The 16,542-nt window shown below is 31.7% G+C and carries 14 protein-coding genes; 3 read left to right on the top strand and 11 right to left on the bottom strand.

The window, feature by feature from the left end; genetic code table 11:
- Positions 1-19: 19 nt before the first annotated feature.
- From FGF67_RS02320 to FGF67_RS02310, 3 genes are all read left to right on the top strand, one after another.
- Complete coding sequence (locus tag FGF67_RS02320) at positions 20-499, top strand: Lrp/AsnC family transcriptional regulator (protein WP_139694853.1); 480 nt, start codon at positions 20-22, stop codon at positions 497-499.
- A 148-nt stretch (positions 500-647) separates the two neighbouring features.
- Positions 648-2,099 (top strand): MBOAT family O-acyltransferase, encoded by a 1,452-nt coding sequence (locus FGF67_RS02315; RefSeq protein WP_139694852.1) that lies wholly within the window; start codon positions 648-650, stop codon positions 2,097-2,099.
- Positions 2,100-2,111: 12 nt separating this feature from the next.
- Entirely contained in the window at positions 2,112-3,059 is a 948-nt protein-coding gene (locus tag FGF67_RS02310) for a hypothetical protein (protein WP_139694851.1), read from the top strand.
- An 87-nt stretch (positions 3,060-3,146) separates the two neighbouring features.
- On the opposite strand, the gene FGF67_RS02305 is transcribed toward FGF67_RS02310, so the two are convergent.
- The 11 genes from FGF67_RS02305 to FGF67_RS02255 form a co-directional block, all read right to left on the bottom strand.
- On the bottom strand, positions 3,147-3,968 hold the full coding sequence (locus FGF67_RS02305; RefSeq protein WP_139694850.1) for a cupin-like domain-containing protein: 822 nt from the start codon (positions 3,966-3,968) through the stop codon (positions 3,147-3,149).
- Positions 3,965-4,912: a hypothetical protein gene (locus tag FGF67_RS02300; protein WP_139694849.1), complete on the bottom strand. Its 948-nt coding sequence runs from the start codon at positions 4,910-4,912 to the stop codon at positions 3,965-3,967. Before FGF67_RS02300 ends, FGF67_RS02305 begins: the two co-directional genes overlap by 4 nt.
- 101 nt (positions 4,913-5,013) lie before the next feature.
- Positions 5,014-6,180, bottom strand: a complete 1,167-nt coding sequence (locus FGF67_RS02295) for a GNAT family N-acetyltransferase (protein ID WP_139694848.1) — start codon at positions 6,178-6,180, stop codon at positions 5,014-5,016.
- A 4-nt stretch (positions 6,181-6,184) separates the two neighbouring features.
- Positions 6,185-7,348, bottom strand: a complete 1,164-nt coding sequence (locus tag FGF67_RS02290; protein WP_139694847.1) for a GNAT family N-acetyltransferase — start codon at positions 7,346-7,348, stop codon at positions 6,185-6,187.
- A 26-nt stretch (positions 7,349-7,374) separates the two neighbouring features.
- Complete coding sequence (locus FGF67_RS02285) at positions 7,375-8,520, bottom strand: GNAT family N-acetyltransferase (RefSeq protein WP_139694846.1); 1,146 nt, start codon at positions 8,518-8,520, stop codon at positions 7,375-7,377.
- A gap of 284 nt (positions 8,521-8,804) precedes the next feature.
- On the bottom strand, positions 8,805-9,809 hold the full coding sequence (locus FGF67_RS02280; RefSeq protein ID WP_158293163.1) for a GNAT family N-acetyltransferase: 1,005 nt from the start codon (positions 9,807-9,809) through the stop codon (positions 8,805-8,807).
- On the bottom strand, positions 9,806-12,466 hold the full coding sequence (locus tag FGF67_RS02275) for a GNAT family N-acetyltransferase (protein ID WP_139694844.1): 2,661 nt from the start codon (positions 12,464-12,466) through the stop codon (positions 9,806-9,808). Before FGF67_RS02275 ends, FGF67_RS02280 begins: the two co-directional genes overlap by 4 nt.
- Positions 12,453-13,109 carry an acetyltransferase gene (locus tag FGF67_RS02270; protein ID WP_233243985.1) on the bottom strand — a complete coding sequence of 219 codons (657 nt, stop codon included), beginning with the start codon at positions 13,107-13,109 and terminating at the stop codon, positions 12,453-12,455. Before FGF67_RS02270 ends, FGF67_RS02275 begins: the two co-directional genes overlap by 14 nt.
- A gap of 21 nt (positions 13,110-13,130) precedes the next feature.
- Positions 13,131-13,751 carry a sugar transferase gene (locus FGF67_RS02265; protein ID WP_139694843.1) on the bottom strand — a complete coding sequence of 207 codons (621 nt, stop codon included), beginning with the start codon at positions 13,749-13,751 and terminating at the stop codon, positions 13,131-13,133.
- Between the two features lie 199 nt (positions 13,752-13,950).
- A complete protein-coding gene (locus FGF67_RS02260) occupies positions 13,951-15,117 on the bottom strand; it encodes a glycosyltransferase family 4 protein (RefSeq protein WP_139694842.1) in 1,167 nt (388 codons plus the stop codon).
- Between the two features lie 472 nt (positions 15,118-15,589).
- On the bottom strand, positions 15,590-15,973 hold the full coding sequence (locus tag FGF67_RS02255) for an HU family DNA-binding protein (protein WP_139694841.1): 384 nt from the start codon (positions 15,971-15,973) through the stop codon (positions 15,590-15,592).
- Between the last annotated feature and the right edge of the window lie 569 nt (positions 15,974-16,542).

The raw sequence follows: 16,542 nt of genomic DNA, 5'->3' as shown, positions 1-16,542 counted from the left end.
TATTTAAGAATAGTTAATTATGGGAAAAATTAAATTAGACGAAATTGATCATCAAATTCTTGACATGTTAATTGATAACACAAGAATTCCTTTTACAGATATAGCAAAAAAATTATTAATCTCGGCAGGTACGGTGCATGTTCGTGTAAAAAAAATGGAAGAATCGGGGATTATTAAAGGATCTTCATTGATGTTAGATTATAAGAAATTAGGGTATTCTTTTATAGCTTATGTAGGTGTGTATTTAAATAACACGTCTCAAACCAAGTTTGTGCTAGAGCGTATCAATGAAATTGCTTATGTTACCGTGGCCCATATAACTACAGGAAAATTTAATATCTTTTGTAAAATAAGAGCCAGAAGTACAGAGCATGCTAAGGAAGTTATCTTTTTACTAGATGATATTGAAGGTGTTTATAGAACCGAAACTATGATTTCATTAGAAGAAAGTATCAACGATAAAAAACGTTTGATGCATTCTATTTTTAATGATATGTAAAATCATGTCTCAATATGTAAAAAAGCCCCTTTCAGGGCTTTTTTTTTATAATGCATTCTGTTTAAAGTTAATTTCAAACAATTCAAAGAAAAGTTTTGAGCTGTTTAATTAAATAGGTGATATTTGGTAGGCAATATAATAAGGTTTTATGGTATTTAATTCCCTAGACTACTTCATATTTCTCCCAACAGTGTTTTTTGTTTATTGGGTGATTTTAAAAAAACACTGGAAAGCTCAAAACATATTTATTCTAATTTGTAGTTATATTTTCTACGGTTTATGGGATTGGCGATTTTTGTCTCTTATATTGCTCAGTACGCTTGTAGACTACTTTGTTGGTATTCAAATTCATTCAACTCAAGAGAAGAGTAAAAGAAAAGGTTGGCTTTGGGTTAGTGTATTGTTTAATGTAGGACTCTTAGGCTTTTTTAAATATTTCAATTTTTTTGTAGATTCTTGGATTGATTTTGCTTCATTTTTTGGTTATACCATAAAAAGCACATGGACACTCAAAGTAATATTACCAGTTGGGATTTCGTTTTATACGTTTCAAACCATGTCATATTCTTTTGATATTTATTACAAGCGTTTAAAACCTACCAAAGATTTTTTATCTTTTGCCACCTTTGTTAGTTTCTTCCCTCAATTAGTTGCAGGCCCTATAGAGCGGGCTTCTAATTTATTGTCGCAAATACTCAATAAACGTAATTTTGATTATGCACAAGTAGTGTCTGGTTTAAAGTTAATTTTGTGGGGTTTGTTTAAGAAAGTGGCTATAGCAGACGCTGTAGCACCTATTGTTGATGATATTTTTGCCAATTATACCACCTATCCAGCTTCAACACTTATTTTAGGTGTTACTTTATTTAGCTTTCAGGTTTATGGGGATTTCTCTGGGTATTCAGATATCGCTATTGGTACGGCAAAACTTTTTGGTGTTGAGCTGATGTCTAATTTTAAGTTTCCTAATTTTTCTAGGAATGTAGCAGAATATTGGCAACGATGGCATGTGTCCTTGTCTACCTGGTTTAGGCATTACGTTTATATTCCTTTGGGTGGCTCAAGGGTAAGTAAATTAAAATCTATTAGAAACATTTGTATTGTGTTTTTAGTTAGTGGTTTTTGGCACGGTGCGAATTGGACCTTTATTTTTTGGGGCGCATTCCATGCATTAGCTTTTATTCCTGTGTTTTTAATGGGGAGAAATACCATTTATAAAAATAGTGTTGTTGGTGAGAATTCCATCTTTCCTTCATTTGTTGAAATCGGGCAATTAATACTCACTTTTGGCATAGTAACCTTTTCACGGATATTTTTTAGATCAGAATCTATTACAGCAGCTTTTGGCTTTATTAATCAAATAGTTTCTAATTTTTCTTATGAAATCTATTATCACCCTATGGGTTACCGCATGATAGATTATTATATTCTTTTGGCGCTGTTTGTTTTATACGAATATAAAATACGAAAGGACGAACGGGCACCATTTAAGTTTAAATCTGGAGTGGTTAGATTTGTTGCCTATACAGTTGTTATTTTACTCATGATGCTATTCTATGATGATGGTGTAGATCGCTCTTTTATTTATTTTCAATTTTAAGACCCATGAAAAATGAAAAAACTTGTTTTAAAAGGCTGTCTTTACTTTGTTTTTATCCTTGTTTCGTTAGAAGTTTTAGTACGTGTGCTGCATTTATATGATGATGTGCCATTGTTGTATATAGATGATTTTGGTGTGCAAAAAACGGTTCCGGGGCAAACAGGATTTGCGGTTACCGGAAATCGTCGTCAAAATTTTGCTGAGTACAGAATTAATAAATTTGGTTACAACTCTTACCGAGAATTTAAACCTTCTAAAGAAAAAATTGAAATAGCTCTGATAGGTGATTCATTTATAGAAGGTTTTAATCAGCATTATTATAATTCTACAGGGAAAAAGGTTGAGGATCGGTTAAAAGATGTAGAAGTTTATGAATACGGTCGTGGAGGATACGATATGGCTGATCAACTCCATTTAATGCAAGCCTATAAAAAAGATTTTGATTTGATTGACTACGTTGTCATTTATATAAAATTTGAAAACGACTTACAGCGTAGTGAATATCTACCGGAATACGATTATATTGCGCTAAAGCATACATTAAAATTCAAAGTAAAGCGCCATATTAAATTACTTAAATATGCAAATTCTATTGGCCTTTTTGATGGTTTTAGAGATATAAGAGCGCGATTAAGCACTCACAAATGGTCTAGAAAAGGGAAGGAGATTAATGAAGATACACGTAATAAAACATATTTAGAAAATTTCAGAACCTTAGTTAAAACCTTTGGGTTTAATAAAGACAAGATAGTTTTTTTATTAGACAAAAGGAGAACAAGCAACTTGTTTTTAAACTATTGTGATGAAATGGGGTACACGTATTTGGATTTTGGAATGCCGTTTGAAAAGGCTAAACGACCACCTATTTTAATTTATGACAAACATTGGAATAATCTTGGGAGAACCATTGTAGCAGATGTAATAGCTGATTATTTTAAAGCACGATTAAATCAAGACTAGTCTATGATTGTAGCCTTACCTAAAAATAGGACAGGGTAAAATTTGAATTTACTAATTTCAAGATTTTTATGTCCATTAGACCTCATTCTAATTACAGCAAAAACAGTTTTTAGCTTTATAAAAGCCTCTTCTATGCAAGTAGTCAATCGCTTTAATTCCAAACATTTCTGCTTTTGAATATCCAAAATTACTTATGCTAATAGAGGTGTCTAATGACTCTACATAATGCCACCATTTAGAAGGCACATGAAGTACATCTCCAGGCTCTAATATAACGCTTTCAAAATGAATACTTTCAAATAATGGGTGTCTCTCCTTATTAAAATTATTAATATCTACTTCACTGGCCATGCCTCCATTAATATATTTTTTACTAGGGTATATGTGCTTATCGTATTTAGGAGAACAGATAATGAACATTTTTTTACCTTTAATTTGGGCATACATGTTTTTTCCGGTATCTCTATGAAAACCAGATATAGTACCTGCAGGGCCAATCCAAGCTGTAATATCGTTAATGTCTGTGTGATTTTCAAACAAAGAAAAATCCACAGCTTTTTTTAAATGTGGATAAAAATTAAAAATGTTCAATGTAGTTAGGTAATCATCAAAGGGTTCTTGGTTTATTTCTGCATACGATAGCTTTTGTAAAAAGCCTTTAAATGAGTCTCGTCTATAACTATTATCACCTTGAATAAAATTACCTGAAAGTAATTCAATAGTGTTATCACCGTCTTGTTTTAAAAGAAAATCTAAGGTCCAGTTTTGAGTGGCTTCCCAATTCTTAGCCATTCCTTTTATTAAAAGAGTTTGCTTGTTAAAATAATTATTTTTAAACGTATTAGAGTCTAATTCTTTAACTTCTTTTACCGGAGTACTATGCAATAGAATTTGTTCTTTAATGTTCATTGTAATAGATTTTGAGATTGAATATATTTGATAACTGCATCCGATATAATTTTTCTACCATGATTATTCCAGTGCATATCATAAATTAAGGTGGTTGGTTGTTTAGATGCTTTCATAGCTTTGCCAAAATCAATATACTTATAATCAAGAGAATCGCAATAATTTAAAAACCCAGAATATGTTTTTGATTGGTCTAAAAGAAATACGGTTTTCTTTTTATCAAAATTGTATGTTTTTGTTAGTATTTTAAAATTAGTTAAATAGTTTTTATTCATGGTATCACTCACTTTCATTTTCTTGCTTTGAGGAGTGTGTGCTTGAAACCTTGTTCTTAAATCTCTAAGATGATCTAAGCATCCAATAGATTCTAGATAAGCGAATAACTTAATCTGTTTTTTAATTTTAGAAAAGGTAAAATATTGAGAATTAATCCAATAATAGTCTGGTGTATAATGATCTCTTTGAATATCGTTCTCAAATTTTAAATAAATTACGATGAGGTCAATGGTTTCAAAATCATCTTTATAGGCCTCAATCAGGTTAAACTGATCTGCTAAATCATATCCAGAGTGCCCTAATTGAAAAACATCAACACGATCTTTAAAATAGTTCTCTATTTTTTTTCCTATGGAATTATAGTAGTTTTGATGTAAACCCTCAATGAAAGAATCCCCAATTATAGCCACATTGAATTTGTTTTTAGTTGGTTGGAAAGCTTTATAAGAATTAAATCCTTGATTATTTATATTATACTCAGCAAAATTCATTCTTCGATTCCCGGTAACATAATACCCTTTTTGGTTAGGCGCATATGTTTTAACATTTAAATCATTAATTATAAAAACAGGATGTTCTTCTTGTAAGTTAAAGACGCGCACTACTAACTCAAAACAGATGAGCATTAAAATGGCGTAAATTCCAATTTTTATAATTAGTTTTTTCATAGCACGATCATGTAAATATTTTTCGCACAGTAACCTACAGTTAGGTTCTTTAAATTTCTACTTATTTTAATATAAAAAACATTAAATTCGACAAATTGTTATTAATTCAGGTTTAAATATTCCTCAAAACAAATCTTACAGTTTGAAGACTTTGAGGTGATTATTACAGCATTGGCACTTTTATGTTTGTACAACTTTATGCTGCTTATATGATCCTTGGTTTGGTATAAAAAATCGCATACTAAAACTTCTAATACAGGGTTATCACTTAAGTTTATGCTGTCATATAAATTCATATTTAAATCAAACGACTTCTCTATGGTATAATTAGGCAAAGTTGTTAAGTTGCTTCTTTTTATTTTAAGCCGTTTTATTTTTTTTAGTATATCGTCAAAGCCTATTGCCTTTAATTTGTTTTTTGTTTGTAGAATAAGAGCTTCAAACTTTGCTATTAAAGCTTGTTTCAAATTATTTTTTTGCCAAAGAATATGATGCTCAAATGTATAGAAATAATTAGCCCAACGCCTTTTATATTCAAGATCGCCATAGGCCATATCTAGCATAAAATAATTGTGTGCTATAGCCCATTCCAATAATTTATATATTGAAATATTTCCTAAGGCAAACTTGTGATAGTTAATGTTATAGGATGGAATTGAAATAAACAAAATATCCTTTAAATGGTGATTTACACAAACATGAATTAGTTTATTATTTGCATAAATAACAAAAATAGAGGCTTTTTTTTCCAAGATTAAATCATAAATACTGCTGTAATAACTCTCCCAATGAGTTAACACCTGGTTTGTGTCACCTCGTTGATTAAATCGAGCGATAAGCATTTGTTTCAATGCCATCATTATAACCTGATAATTGGTTTTAGTAATGGTGCCATAATACATCTCATAGGTGACATCAAAGCACGTTTCCAGTCTTTTTATGAGTCTATTAATATTAGCTCTAAAATTCTTTTTGTAATGTGCTTTCATACAAGTTTCAAGCGTATCATGCTTATTGGTTACTATGGCATATCCTGTTATTTTGTGTTGTGGCACATGTTTTATATGAATTTGATCTTCATGGTGTAGTTTGAAATTAAAAAAAGAAGGAAACAACCAAACAGAGGCTGCTTTTTCTAGCTTCTCATATGGCTCTGTTGTTTGATGAAAGATTGTTTCATTAAGTGCACTACCTAAATAGGCGTAAAAGGGGAGAACACGGTTATTTTGTGTTAAGGTATCGTAAAACTTATACTTACTAGCGCGCATTTAATTATGGGTTTATGGCTTTTTTTATGTTCTCCTCTAGTCTAATTTTTTGAATGTGCTCACCACTTTTTATATAAAATAAGTGTCTATGTAATTTAAAAATCTGAATGTTTGAAATATGATTTTGTTGTAAATACATGAAATCTATACAGGCTTTTTTAAGTTCAGGCGTATTTATTTCATAGAAGTTTAGGAGTTGTGCATCCTCTAAGTTAATAGGTTTTGTCATAGGTTCTACAATGATATTCAGGTTGTTAAAAGGTTTTACTCGTTTCCTTATTTCTATAAAGTTTTTACAATTGGTTAAAAGAACATCTATGTTAAAGTGCTTTAGTGTATTTTTAAATTTAATTTTTAAGAGTTCAAAACTTATTAAAAGTTTATTTGTAAGCGCTCCATTACTTAATATAAGATGATACTGGTAATAATATTTGTAGTTACACCACATAAATTTATAATCTAGATCGCCGTTCCCCATATCTAAAAGGGTATACTTGTTTTCTATACACCATTCTACTAATTTGAGAACAATAGTGTTTCCAATACCGAACTTAGCATAATCTATATCATAGGCTATAAGATGCCCTATACAGACCTCATTACTATGATAGTTAAGAGATATACCTATCATAGATTCGTTGTTGTAAATCACAAAAAGCGAGGCTTCCTTGTTTATAATAAGTTCGTATGTTCTATTAAGGTACTGGTTCCATTTCGCAAAAAATTCATTGGCAGTTTTTTTTTGTGTAAACCGTTTAAGGAGCATTGTCTTTAAACTCCTCATAATAGTTTCATAGGTTTTATAAGAGATACTACCAAAATACATTTTGTACTTAATAGGAAAACAAATTTCTAATCTTTTTTTTCGCTTAAGTATTGATGTTCTAGCATTTGATTTGAAATGATGTTTTAAAAAATCCTCTAAATTACTGCTTGGCAATACAACGGCATAACCGTTTAGGTTAGCTTGGGAAATGCTTATTTTTTTTAAGTTTTTTTCCTCAAGGTAGCTAGGAAACAAATTAATAATATAGGTGCCATCTGTCTTAGCTGACTTTTGTATTGGCCTTTGGTAAAACAAACCTGCTTTATAGGTATAGCCAATAGTATTATAGACGTCTGGAATTTGTCCTTTGATATAAAACGTGTTGTAAAAATCTTTTCTCAAACTATTAGAATATCTATTGATCTGTATTAACTATTCATTTTTAAGAAGACTATACTTGATTTTCCCTTAATAACATAGCTGTTTGCTTTATTTGGATTGGGGTAAACGGCAACATGGTCTTTGTGCTCTTGATGTTTATATAAAAAATCAAAAAGCGGTCTTTTTAAGAAATTGAAACTAGGCGTATTTAAATTCAAAGATTTATGCACCTCAACATTTATATCTTGTGTGTTCTCAAACACATAATCTATGGAGGAAGCTGTACTGTTTTTGTCTTTAAAATAATCTAAAATGTTATAAAACTTATTATTTAAATTGTTACTAATGAGATAATTTATGAGCTTAAATTTATATTTAAAATATTGAGCTAAACCTTCTAATATAAGGCTATTTGATTTTGATATAATATGGGCGTGAAACGCATAGGTATAATTACTCCACCTCAATTTATAATCGAAACTACCATATCCCATATCAAATAATTTTATCCCATTTGCCATGCACCATTCTAGCTGTTTATAAATTTCAATGTTACCCAAACTAAACTTACTATATTCTAGCTTATATGATGAAATGGCGCTATATATGATGTTTTCACAATGAAAATTTAATGAAATCTCAATAGGCTCATCATCACTATAAATAACAAAAAGAGACGCTTTTTTATCTAAAATATTTTGGTATGCCAATTCAAGGTAAGCATTCCATTGTTTCAACACCTTATTTCTGCCATCTCGTTCCTGAAATCGGCATTCAATCATATTAAACAAGGCACCCATTAACTGTGTATATACACCTTTATTGATATGACCATAATACATGGTATACGAAATATTAAAACAAGCTTCCAATCTATTTACAGATCTAACAATAACCTTTCTAAAGCTTGATTTTAGTGTTTTTAAATAATCCTGAAACGAACTAAAAGCATGTAAATCAATAGCAAAACCCGCTTTTTGGTATATTGTTTTAGCACAGTATCCCTCTAAAAATTGAGAAGTAAGATAATCGGGGTATAATGTTATTATATCCTGCTTTTGGATTGAAGTGACTGTGTTATAATTAGTGAGTAAGGTGTCTTTGTAATAAATTCTATGATATCTATCTATGAGCTGATGCTTTTCGAATAAATCTGAATAAAAATCTTTAGTTTTAAAAAAATCAAAAGTCATGTTGTATGTGTGATTTTAGGCTTTTTTTTAATAAAACTTAATTGATTTACTTTATTTAAATCTGTTAAGTAAAATTACATATTAAAAATGTACTCTAAATTAATTCTAGATAAAAGACCTTTATATTTGACAAAAACAGCGGCATTTAAAATGAGTTAAAAAAGATATACTACAAATTAAGATGTTTATGAGTTGAAAAGAGACAAATAGAGTATTAGTTTTGAACGTAATGTAATAAAAACACAGGTTGCATGGTCTTATTTTACGAGCATATTACTGGAAAATCAGTTTCGCTTTAATTTAAATTTGATTTTATTTAAGTATGCACGGATGGGAGCATCACGTAGGCGTTGTTTTATTTTGAAGTAGGCACCCATAAGTCTGGAGGTCACTGAAGCCCATGGGCTGCTTGAATCATAATAAATATGTTGTTCAAAATAATATTTGGTATCCCCCCAGCGTGCTTTATAATCATAATGACCTTTTGAAAAATCGAAAATTTTAATGTGGTTCGCAAAACACCATTTAAAAAGAGCCATTAAATGCACGGTTCCTAAGTTATGGGCTTTATAATGAATATCAAATCCTGTCATAGCAAAAAATAAAATATGATCAGAAAAATAATTCAAAGATATGGCTATGGGTTTGGTTTTATCTAAAACCGCGAATAAACTAGCTTGCTTGTTTTTCATCATCAAATAGACCAGTTCCTGATAAAACGCCCATTCTTCGGGGTTTAGATTGTTATTAGATTCTGATTTGTCTTCAAAACGCTTTTTTAGTAAGTCGTAAAACCTGTTAAAAATAGCATCAAAAGTAGTTTTAGAGGTGGTGTAATCATAATTAACATAGCTGATATCGTATAATGCTTCTAACTTCTTTGTGTAACTTTTAAACTTATATTTGCTTTTTTTGCTAAAGTTTGTCGCAATATAATCCTCAAAATTTTTGTAATTATTTAATTGAGTGCTATAGCCAGGATACTGCTTTATTTTAATAAATCCAAGCTTTTCAGGTAAGTCCTTGGTGGCAATATCAAAGTATTGGGGTACATCATAAATTAAAACTAGTTTTTTTTTATAGTCCGCTCTAGCAAATGGTTTTATGAAATATGAAACCCCTTTAGTTAAATGTTTACCAATATTTATATAAATGGGAAGATACTTATAAGGCTTGTAAAATTTTAGGTTTTGCACCGTCTCAAAACCATCATTTGCTACACTAACCTTAAAGTGTTTTGTCCAAGTTTTAACAAAGGTATTTGAGGTAAAAGGATTATTGCCTATCACAATTGTACATTTATATCTTCAATGGATCTATACAAAGGAAAATAATTCTTTTTGGTATTGTCTGTTTTAGCGAGTACCAATTCATTATATACTTGTTTATTGGTAATCCATTTCCATAAATTAAATTGTTTTGATTGTTTTGAAAACGAAGATTTAAAATGAAATAATGAGTCATCATCACTGCCACCTAATCCGCCGCCTAAATTAAATAAACTTAAGCCTTGTTGATGAGCCATAATTCGCATTTCATCTATCAATAATTTGGTAGGGTTAAGTTTAGAATAGCCCGCTTTCGTTCCAGATAAATGATATTGTATTATAGCTTTTGTTGAAATAAACATACTCCCCCCAATGATTTCATTTGTTTTATTGTGAACAGCAAGTAAAACGGTTGTTTTAAAATCGTTACTCTTTAAAAGCAGCCTAAAATAGTCTTTGCTGAAATAATAAAACTTTTTGGCGTTTACCCGATCCATGTTTTCATAATATAAATCAATAAAGGTATTTAAATCTGAGTTTGTTTTGGCAACTACAACAGAGCATTCTCGCCTAGCTTTATTAATATATGTTTTAAGTCTATTTCGATATTCCCCACGTTGTTTTTCAAGGCTAGGCTTTAAATCCATACAAATAACTTTTCCTTGAGGTGTTAATTCCCCAACCTGAAACAAAATTTTATTTTGCTTAGGGAGATAAGGGTTTAGCCTTGAAAAAACAGATATGATATTATTAGCATTAAAATATTTAATTAAATGCGTTATAAAATTGTTATTATTAAAATTATCATCTACACCTTTTGAAATGGGGCCAACATAACCATATACCGACGTAGCATCCTTATATATTGTGCTGTAAATGTCTCTAATTAACAAAGGAAGCCCAATAATAACATTATTTTCAATATATTTAATTAGGATTGGGTTTTCACCATTTGAAGATGCTAAATGATGATAATCATAGGTGTGATAGAAATCATAATGCCCTATATCTTTTAAAAACAAATCCCAATCTCTCTTTAAAGTGATAACTTCAAAATTACTTTCTATAGTCTCTGCACTTTTCAAAGCATTCTCTGTTTTAATATCATATACCTTGTTAAAGCTGTCATACATGATTTTAGAAAGTATACCAGACAACCAAATAATTCTACCACAATGTTCTACATGCCATATCGCATTATTGTTAATCACGTTACCAGCTAGTAGGGGCCCCATGATATGTAAATTCTTTTTAGTTTCTAAGGCATTGTTTACCGCAAAACCAATCTTAGATTCGTTCATTTTGCAATAGCCTTTTTGCATCAAACGGGTTAACAATTTAGGAATACGATTATCTGTTAAATTCATGCTACCAACACAATTGATAATCAGGTGAAATTTTTTGTCATGCCATTTTTCACTACCCGTTTCAGTATCTAAATACTTTAAAACATACTCGTTATTTGTTTCGTCTAAATCTAAATCAATAAAGCGTCCAGCCAAATGCTCAAAACGTTCTTGTTTTTTTAAATTTTCTATCGTATTGGTATAGTGTTCACCGGCACAGCGCTGTTTTTTACCAATTTCATTACCATAGTGACAAGCAAATTTAGATAGCTCATTATACTCTAATCTAGTTAGTAAGGCCCCAAAAGCAGCAGAAATGGTGTCTACGGTTGAAGCTGCCCCTAATTGTATTTTATCAGACTCCTTAATGTCTTCAAAGGCTGCTTTTGCTATAGATTTAGCAGATAATGCGTTTTTTCTTTGTAATTTGTTTAAATGAACAGCCTCAAAGGTTTCTTTACGCTGTTGGTCAATAACAGCATCTGGTGTACGCCCTTGTGTAGATAAAAATACAAAATCATTCAAGTTATATTGGTTTGAACCTAAATGATCGTTTAGTTTATATAAAATTTCTAATGCACTGGCATTGGCGCCAATAATTAACACATTAGTTTTTTTATGAGCTTGACTTCTTTGGCGCAAAAAGCGATCCATTTTGTCAATGGTACTGATTAAATTAGGTTCATATGGTGTATTAACAAACAGTAAGTTTTCTGTTTCAATAACCTCTTTATTTTTCCAGAGTTTTTGTACAGGTAACGAACCTACAGAAAGAATCACTTTTTTTGAGCATAAATTAGCATCGTTGCTTAATACCATATTATAGGTATTATCATTTTCGGCAATATCAACCACCTCTTCTTTTATAAAAGTAACTTCTATTTTATTTTTATTTTCGAGGAGCTTGATTTTTTGTTTGACACGTTCATCAATATAAATACCAAAAAACCGACGTGGTAAAAACAAATCGATCCAATCATTATTTTGTATTTCTTCAGCATGTTTATGTAACCATTGCTCCGTTAACACACCTCCTTCATTCTTGTAAGCCTCTAAAAGCCAAGTTTTATTTTCATTGAGCCAAACAATAAACCGGGTGCGTTCTGGTTCGGGTAAGAAATTTTTCAATGAGGTAATTAAAAGGGTAGAAAAACCAGAGCGTTCCCCGTAAGGGATTCCCGTGTTAAATTCAGCATACCTATCTATAATGGTTATTGATAATTTTTTAGACAAGAGCGTTTTATCTAAAAGACTCAAAAAATTTATTAGTGTAAATGACGCAGATATACCTGAACCAACAAATGTAATGTCAGTTTTTTTATAGTTTTTCACGTTTTTTAGGATTTAATATTTTTATAATTTTACCTGGGTTTCCTACAACAGTGGCATAATTTGGCACATCGTTTAAAACAATAGTACCAGCCCCTATAGTACACCACTTACCAATCTTAACCAAAGGAATCACAACGGCACCAACACCAATATGTGAGCCTTCTCCAACTTCAACATGACCACATAGTGCCGCTTTAGGCGAAATATGGGCATAATCGCCTATCACATTATCATGATCAATGCTGGCGCCCGTATTTACAATAACATGTTTCCCTACAACAGTATTGGGTTGAACAATGGCACCAGCAAAAACTACGGTACCCTCCCCAATACTGGAGCTTTCTGAAATGATGGCCGACTGGTGAATTGCAGTTTCATAACTACACTTTAAAATACGCGCTATTTCGGCTCTATCTGAATTTATACCTACTGCAATAATAACCGGATCACCTTGATGCGGAAAATCGTTCAGATGTGCTCTGGCACCCATATTCACATGTTTTGAGGCATGATGTACACCTTCAGGCTTATCATCAAACGTATCAGTAATAACATAGCCATTTTGCCTTAAAACGTCTTTAATAACATGTGAATGACCGCCAGCGCCATAAATCCTTACACGTTTTTCATGTTTTGTCATCATACTATCAATAATAGATTTGGTTTACATTCCATTTTTTCTTAATTCATCTAAATAAGGCTGCGATTTGGTTGCATCAACCGCAATATCTTTAGAAGCTAATACCTTATATATCGTTTTTAAAAAAATACTTAAATCAACTTTAAACGACACTGTTTTGACATATTCTACATCAAGCTTCAATCGGGGTTCCCAATCTAAAAAATTTCTTCCATTTACCTGCGCTAACCCTGTTATACCTGGTTTTACCCAATGTCTTTTACGTTCTTCTTCTGTATAATAAGGTAGGTACTGCGGTAATAATGGTCTAGGGCCTATAATAGACATGTCGCCTTTTAGAACATTGAACAACTGTGGAATTTCATCAATAGATGTTTTTCTCACTATTTTGCCAATAGCAGTCAATCGGTCTGCATCAGGTAATAAGTTACCGTTTGCATCGGTTGTGTCGGTCATGGTTTTAAACTTGATAATCTTAAAAATACGTTCATTTTTACCGGGCCTATTTTGTATAAAAAAGGGTTTACCATGATTTGCCAAGGTTAAACCTATGGTTGCTATTATGATAATTGGAGACAACAACAGTATGGCAATGAAAGACACTAAAAAGTCTAATACGGGTTTAATAAAGGTTTTGTAATACATATTGTAGGTTACAGCTGTTTTAATATTTTAAAAGGGAGAGTGCTATAATATCAAACCATAATTATCTATCAAATATAAAACTATCTTTTATACGAAGCAGCTATCCTGTATAATTTCCGTTGATGGTTATAATTTTATCGGTAACAGACTATCCTGATATAGGTCAAAGATTATTTTTGTAGACTTAAACGCAGGGCTGCTATTCTGGGTTTATAGGTATATAAAGTCCTTGATATTCTTTTAAAATAGCTTTCCAAACAAGGTGCTGTTCATATCTGGTAACAATAAGGTCTCTGCAGGTATCTGCATTAAATTTATTACCCTCCATATAAAATTCACGCATTTTATTGTACAAAGCTTCAACATCTTTTGTTGGTATTATAAGGCCATTTTGTCCTTCTATAATAATTTCATTGCACCCATTAATATTGGTTACAATACTAGGAATTCCCATGGCGCCAGCTTGTAAAACCACATTAGGGAAGCCTTCTCTATAACTTGGAAATACTAAGCCATTTGAAATAGCAAAATAGGGCCTAACATCCTTTACCCAAGGCACAAAGACAATACTAGTATGATGCTTTATGGCATCTAGGGTATTTGGTTTGAGCGGATCGAGGTCATTTTCATAGCCACCAACCAATACCAATTTTATGTTAGGGGTATTATCAGCTAGTTTTACAAAGGCTTCAATTAATTCATTTGTGCCTTTGTCTTTAACAAGACGCCCTACATAAACAAATATAAAATCATTTTCAGACAGTTGAAGTTGTGCCTTTAGGTTTTGTTTAAAATCCCTAGAATAGTGGGCAGGATTAAAGTGAGAGGTATCTATACCATTTGAACTTCCATTAGCGATCACCTTTAGTTTCTTTGGAGTTGTAAACTTGTGATCTAAAATGATATCAACTAGGCCATATGAATTAGGATAAATTTTAGTTGCACAGGCATAGGTCACTTTTTCTACCGTGTTTAAAAGGGAACGTTTAAGCCCCCGAGCTTCCACTAAAGGAAGGCCTGCAATGGTATGTAATCTGTGTGGTACTCCAGCAAATTTTGCCGCTATCATAGACAAGGTGCCTGCTTTTGGGGTATGTGAATGTACCATAAAAGGCTGTTCTTTTTTAAAAATAACATAGAGTTTCCAAAGCGCTATTAAGTCTTTAAAAGGGGTTATTTTTCTGGTCATTTCAACAGAGGGTATTGTTTTTATACCTTCTGTTTCACCAATACTTTCCAGGATCCCATCCTCTGACGAAGAAACCCCTATCACATCAAAATAGGCTGAAATAAATTTAAGTTGTCCTTTTAATAAGGTGCCCAGAGAAACAGGTACGGTGGTCACTCGTATTATTTTTTTTTTCATGTAGCAAGTCTTTTTTAAGACGTCAAGCAAATATATAAAGTTATACAGAAAGATGACAGGATTAATGGTTCATCTCATGTAAAATTCGACCAACAACGGTGGCGCCATGTTTCAAAAAGCTAAGAATGCTCCTGTTTTTTTCAATAAAAAAGACATTAAAAAAAACAAAAATCTGTTTTGTTAGGGTTTATTTGAGTAATTTAGTACCCTTAAATACGTATTGAGTGGGTGAGAATACTCAAGACCTTATTAAACTTAGCTCAAAAAACGGGGTTCTAGCTGTGTTTTTGGGCTTTTTTTATGGTTTAAAATGACTTTAAGATCAAAGAACTAAAACGTTCTGAGCGTTCTTGGCACTCATCCTGATGCTGTAACCTTGGCATCCGCATGGTTTAGTGAAGGTATAGGCATAAAAAAAGGCCCTGAGTGGTGAGAAGCACTCAAGACCTTATTACACTTGGCTTACGGGGTTCTAGCTCGCTTTTCTAAATGATAAGTCATTTAATAAACGGCGTAAGCGTTTACCAGGTCTGAATAAAATTCGGGATTTTGTAATCGCACTGGCATCCAATTCTAATTCAGAATCACGGCCTTCTGAGCTTATACCCACTTGAAAATTACCCAAGCGTCCTAGTTTAACAATACGCCCCTGCTTTAGTGCGTCAATAATGTTGCGCTCTAAAGAGAGCAATACCGCATAACAGTCGGATTCTGTTACGGTACATTGATAGGAAATTTGCTCCGCGAGCGAATCCATATCTACACTACCATCTGCTATTGCAGCAGCATAGTACTTCTCAGGTAAATTTAAATCCTGAGGGTTTTTTCTGGCTTGCGCCTTAAATTTAATAGCCATAAGCATAAAAATTTAAACATGAGTAAAAAAATTATAGTCTTAGTACACTTCCTTGAAATGTCTAACTGACCTTACAAAGTTTGTAAAAAAATCCAACTCTTGAAAACATAGTTTTAAACAAAGAGGCGTCCTAATTGTTTAAAATGTTTTATCATTCTTTAATGATCTAAAATAAAGCATAACTTATTGATTGTTAAATACATAAGTTTACTATAGTATTGTATTAAGGCTTGTGATTAAGACTGTAAGCTAAACTAACCTGATGCTTTTAAAGGAGTAAATGTTGATAAATGGTACTTTCAAAACCTTGGGGCAGCGCCCTTTAAACCTATTAGGGGTTATACTCAGCTCATTTCTCATACAAATGATGGGCATGTATTAAACATTAGCGTAAGCTGGGTTATCTAAATAGGTATCATGCCATTTTTTTTTAGGCCTGTTAAAAGCAGTTAAAAAAGTTATAACGACTTATTAACAAGTAGTTAGCGGTTTAAAAAGAATAATTATTTTTGCGATTCCAAAAAAAAATATGATCCATTTGCATAGAATGGACGTACATAGGTTTTAAA

Origin of the sequence: Allotamlana fucoidanivorans, from assembly GCF_006265225.1 — a bacterium.
In the GTDB taxonomy this organism is placed as follows: Bacteria; Bacteroidota; Bacteroidia; order Flavobacteriales; family Flavobacteriaceae; genus Allotamlana; species Allotamlana fucoidanivorans.
This window is presented reverse-complemented; position numbering and strand designations above follow the sequence as displayed.

Bases quoted from the DNA above. Each gene is read 5' to 3' on its own strand.
- FGF67_RS02320 (WP_139694853.1), top strand. From the start codon at position 20: ATGGGAAAAATTAAATTAGACGAAATTGATCATCAAATTCTTGACATG.
- FGF67_RS02315 (WP_139694852.1), top strand. From the start codon at position 648: ATGGTATTTAATTCCCTAGACTACTTCATATTTCTCCCAACAGTGTTT.
- FGF67_RS02310 (WP_139694851.1), top strand. From the start codon at position 2,112: ATGAAAAAACTTGTTTTAAAAGGCTGTCTTTACTTTGTTTTTATCCTT.
- FGF67_RS02305 (WP_139694850.1), bottom strand. From the start codon at position 3,968: ATGAACATTAAAGAACAAATTCTATTGCATAGTACTCCGGTAAAAGAA.
- FGF67_RS02300 (WP_139694849.1), bottom strand. From the start codon at position 4,912: ATGAAAAAACTAATTATAAAAATTGGAATTTACGCCATTTTAATGCTC.
- FGF67_RS02295 (WP_139694848.1), bottom strand. From the start codon at position 6,180: ATGCGCGCTAGTAAGTATAAGTTTTACGATACCTTAACACAAAATAAC.
- FGF67_RS02285 (WP_139694846.1), bottom strand. From the start codon at position 8,520: ATGACTTTTGATTTTTTTAAAACTAAAGATTTTTATTCAGATTTATTC.
- FGF67_RS02270 (WP_233243985.1), bottom strand. From the start codon at position 13,109: ATGATGACAAAACATGAAAAACGTGTAAGGATTTATGGCGCTGGCGGT.
- FGF67_RS02265 (WP_139694843.1), bottom strand. From the start codon at position 13,751: ATGTATTACAAAACCTTTATTAAACCCGTATTAGACTTTTTAGTGTCT.
- FGF67_RS02260 (WP_139694842.1), bottom strand. From the start codon at position 15,117: ATGAAAAAAAAAATAATACGAGTGACCACCGTACCTGTTTCTCTGGGC.
- FGF67_RS02255 (WP_139694841.1), bottom strand. From the start codon at position 15,973: ATGGCTATTAAATTTAAGGCGCAAGCCAGAAAAAACCCTCAGGATTTA.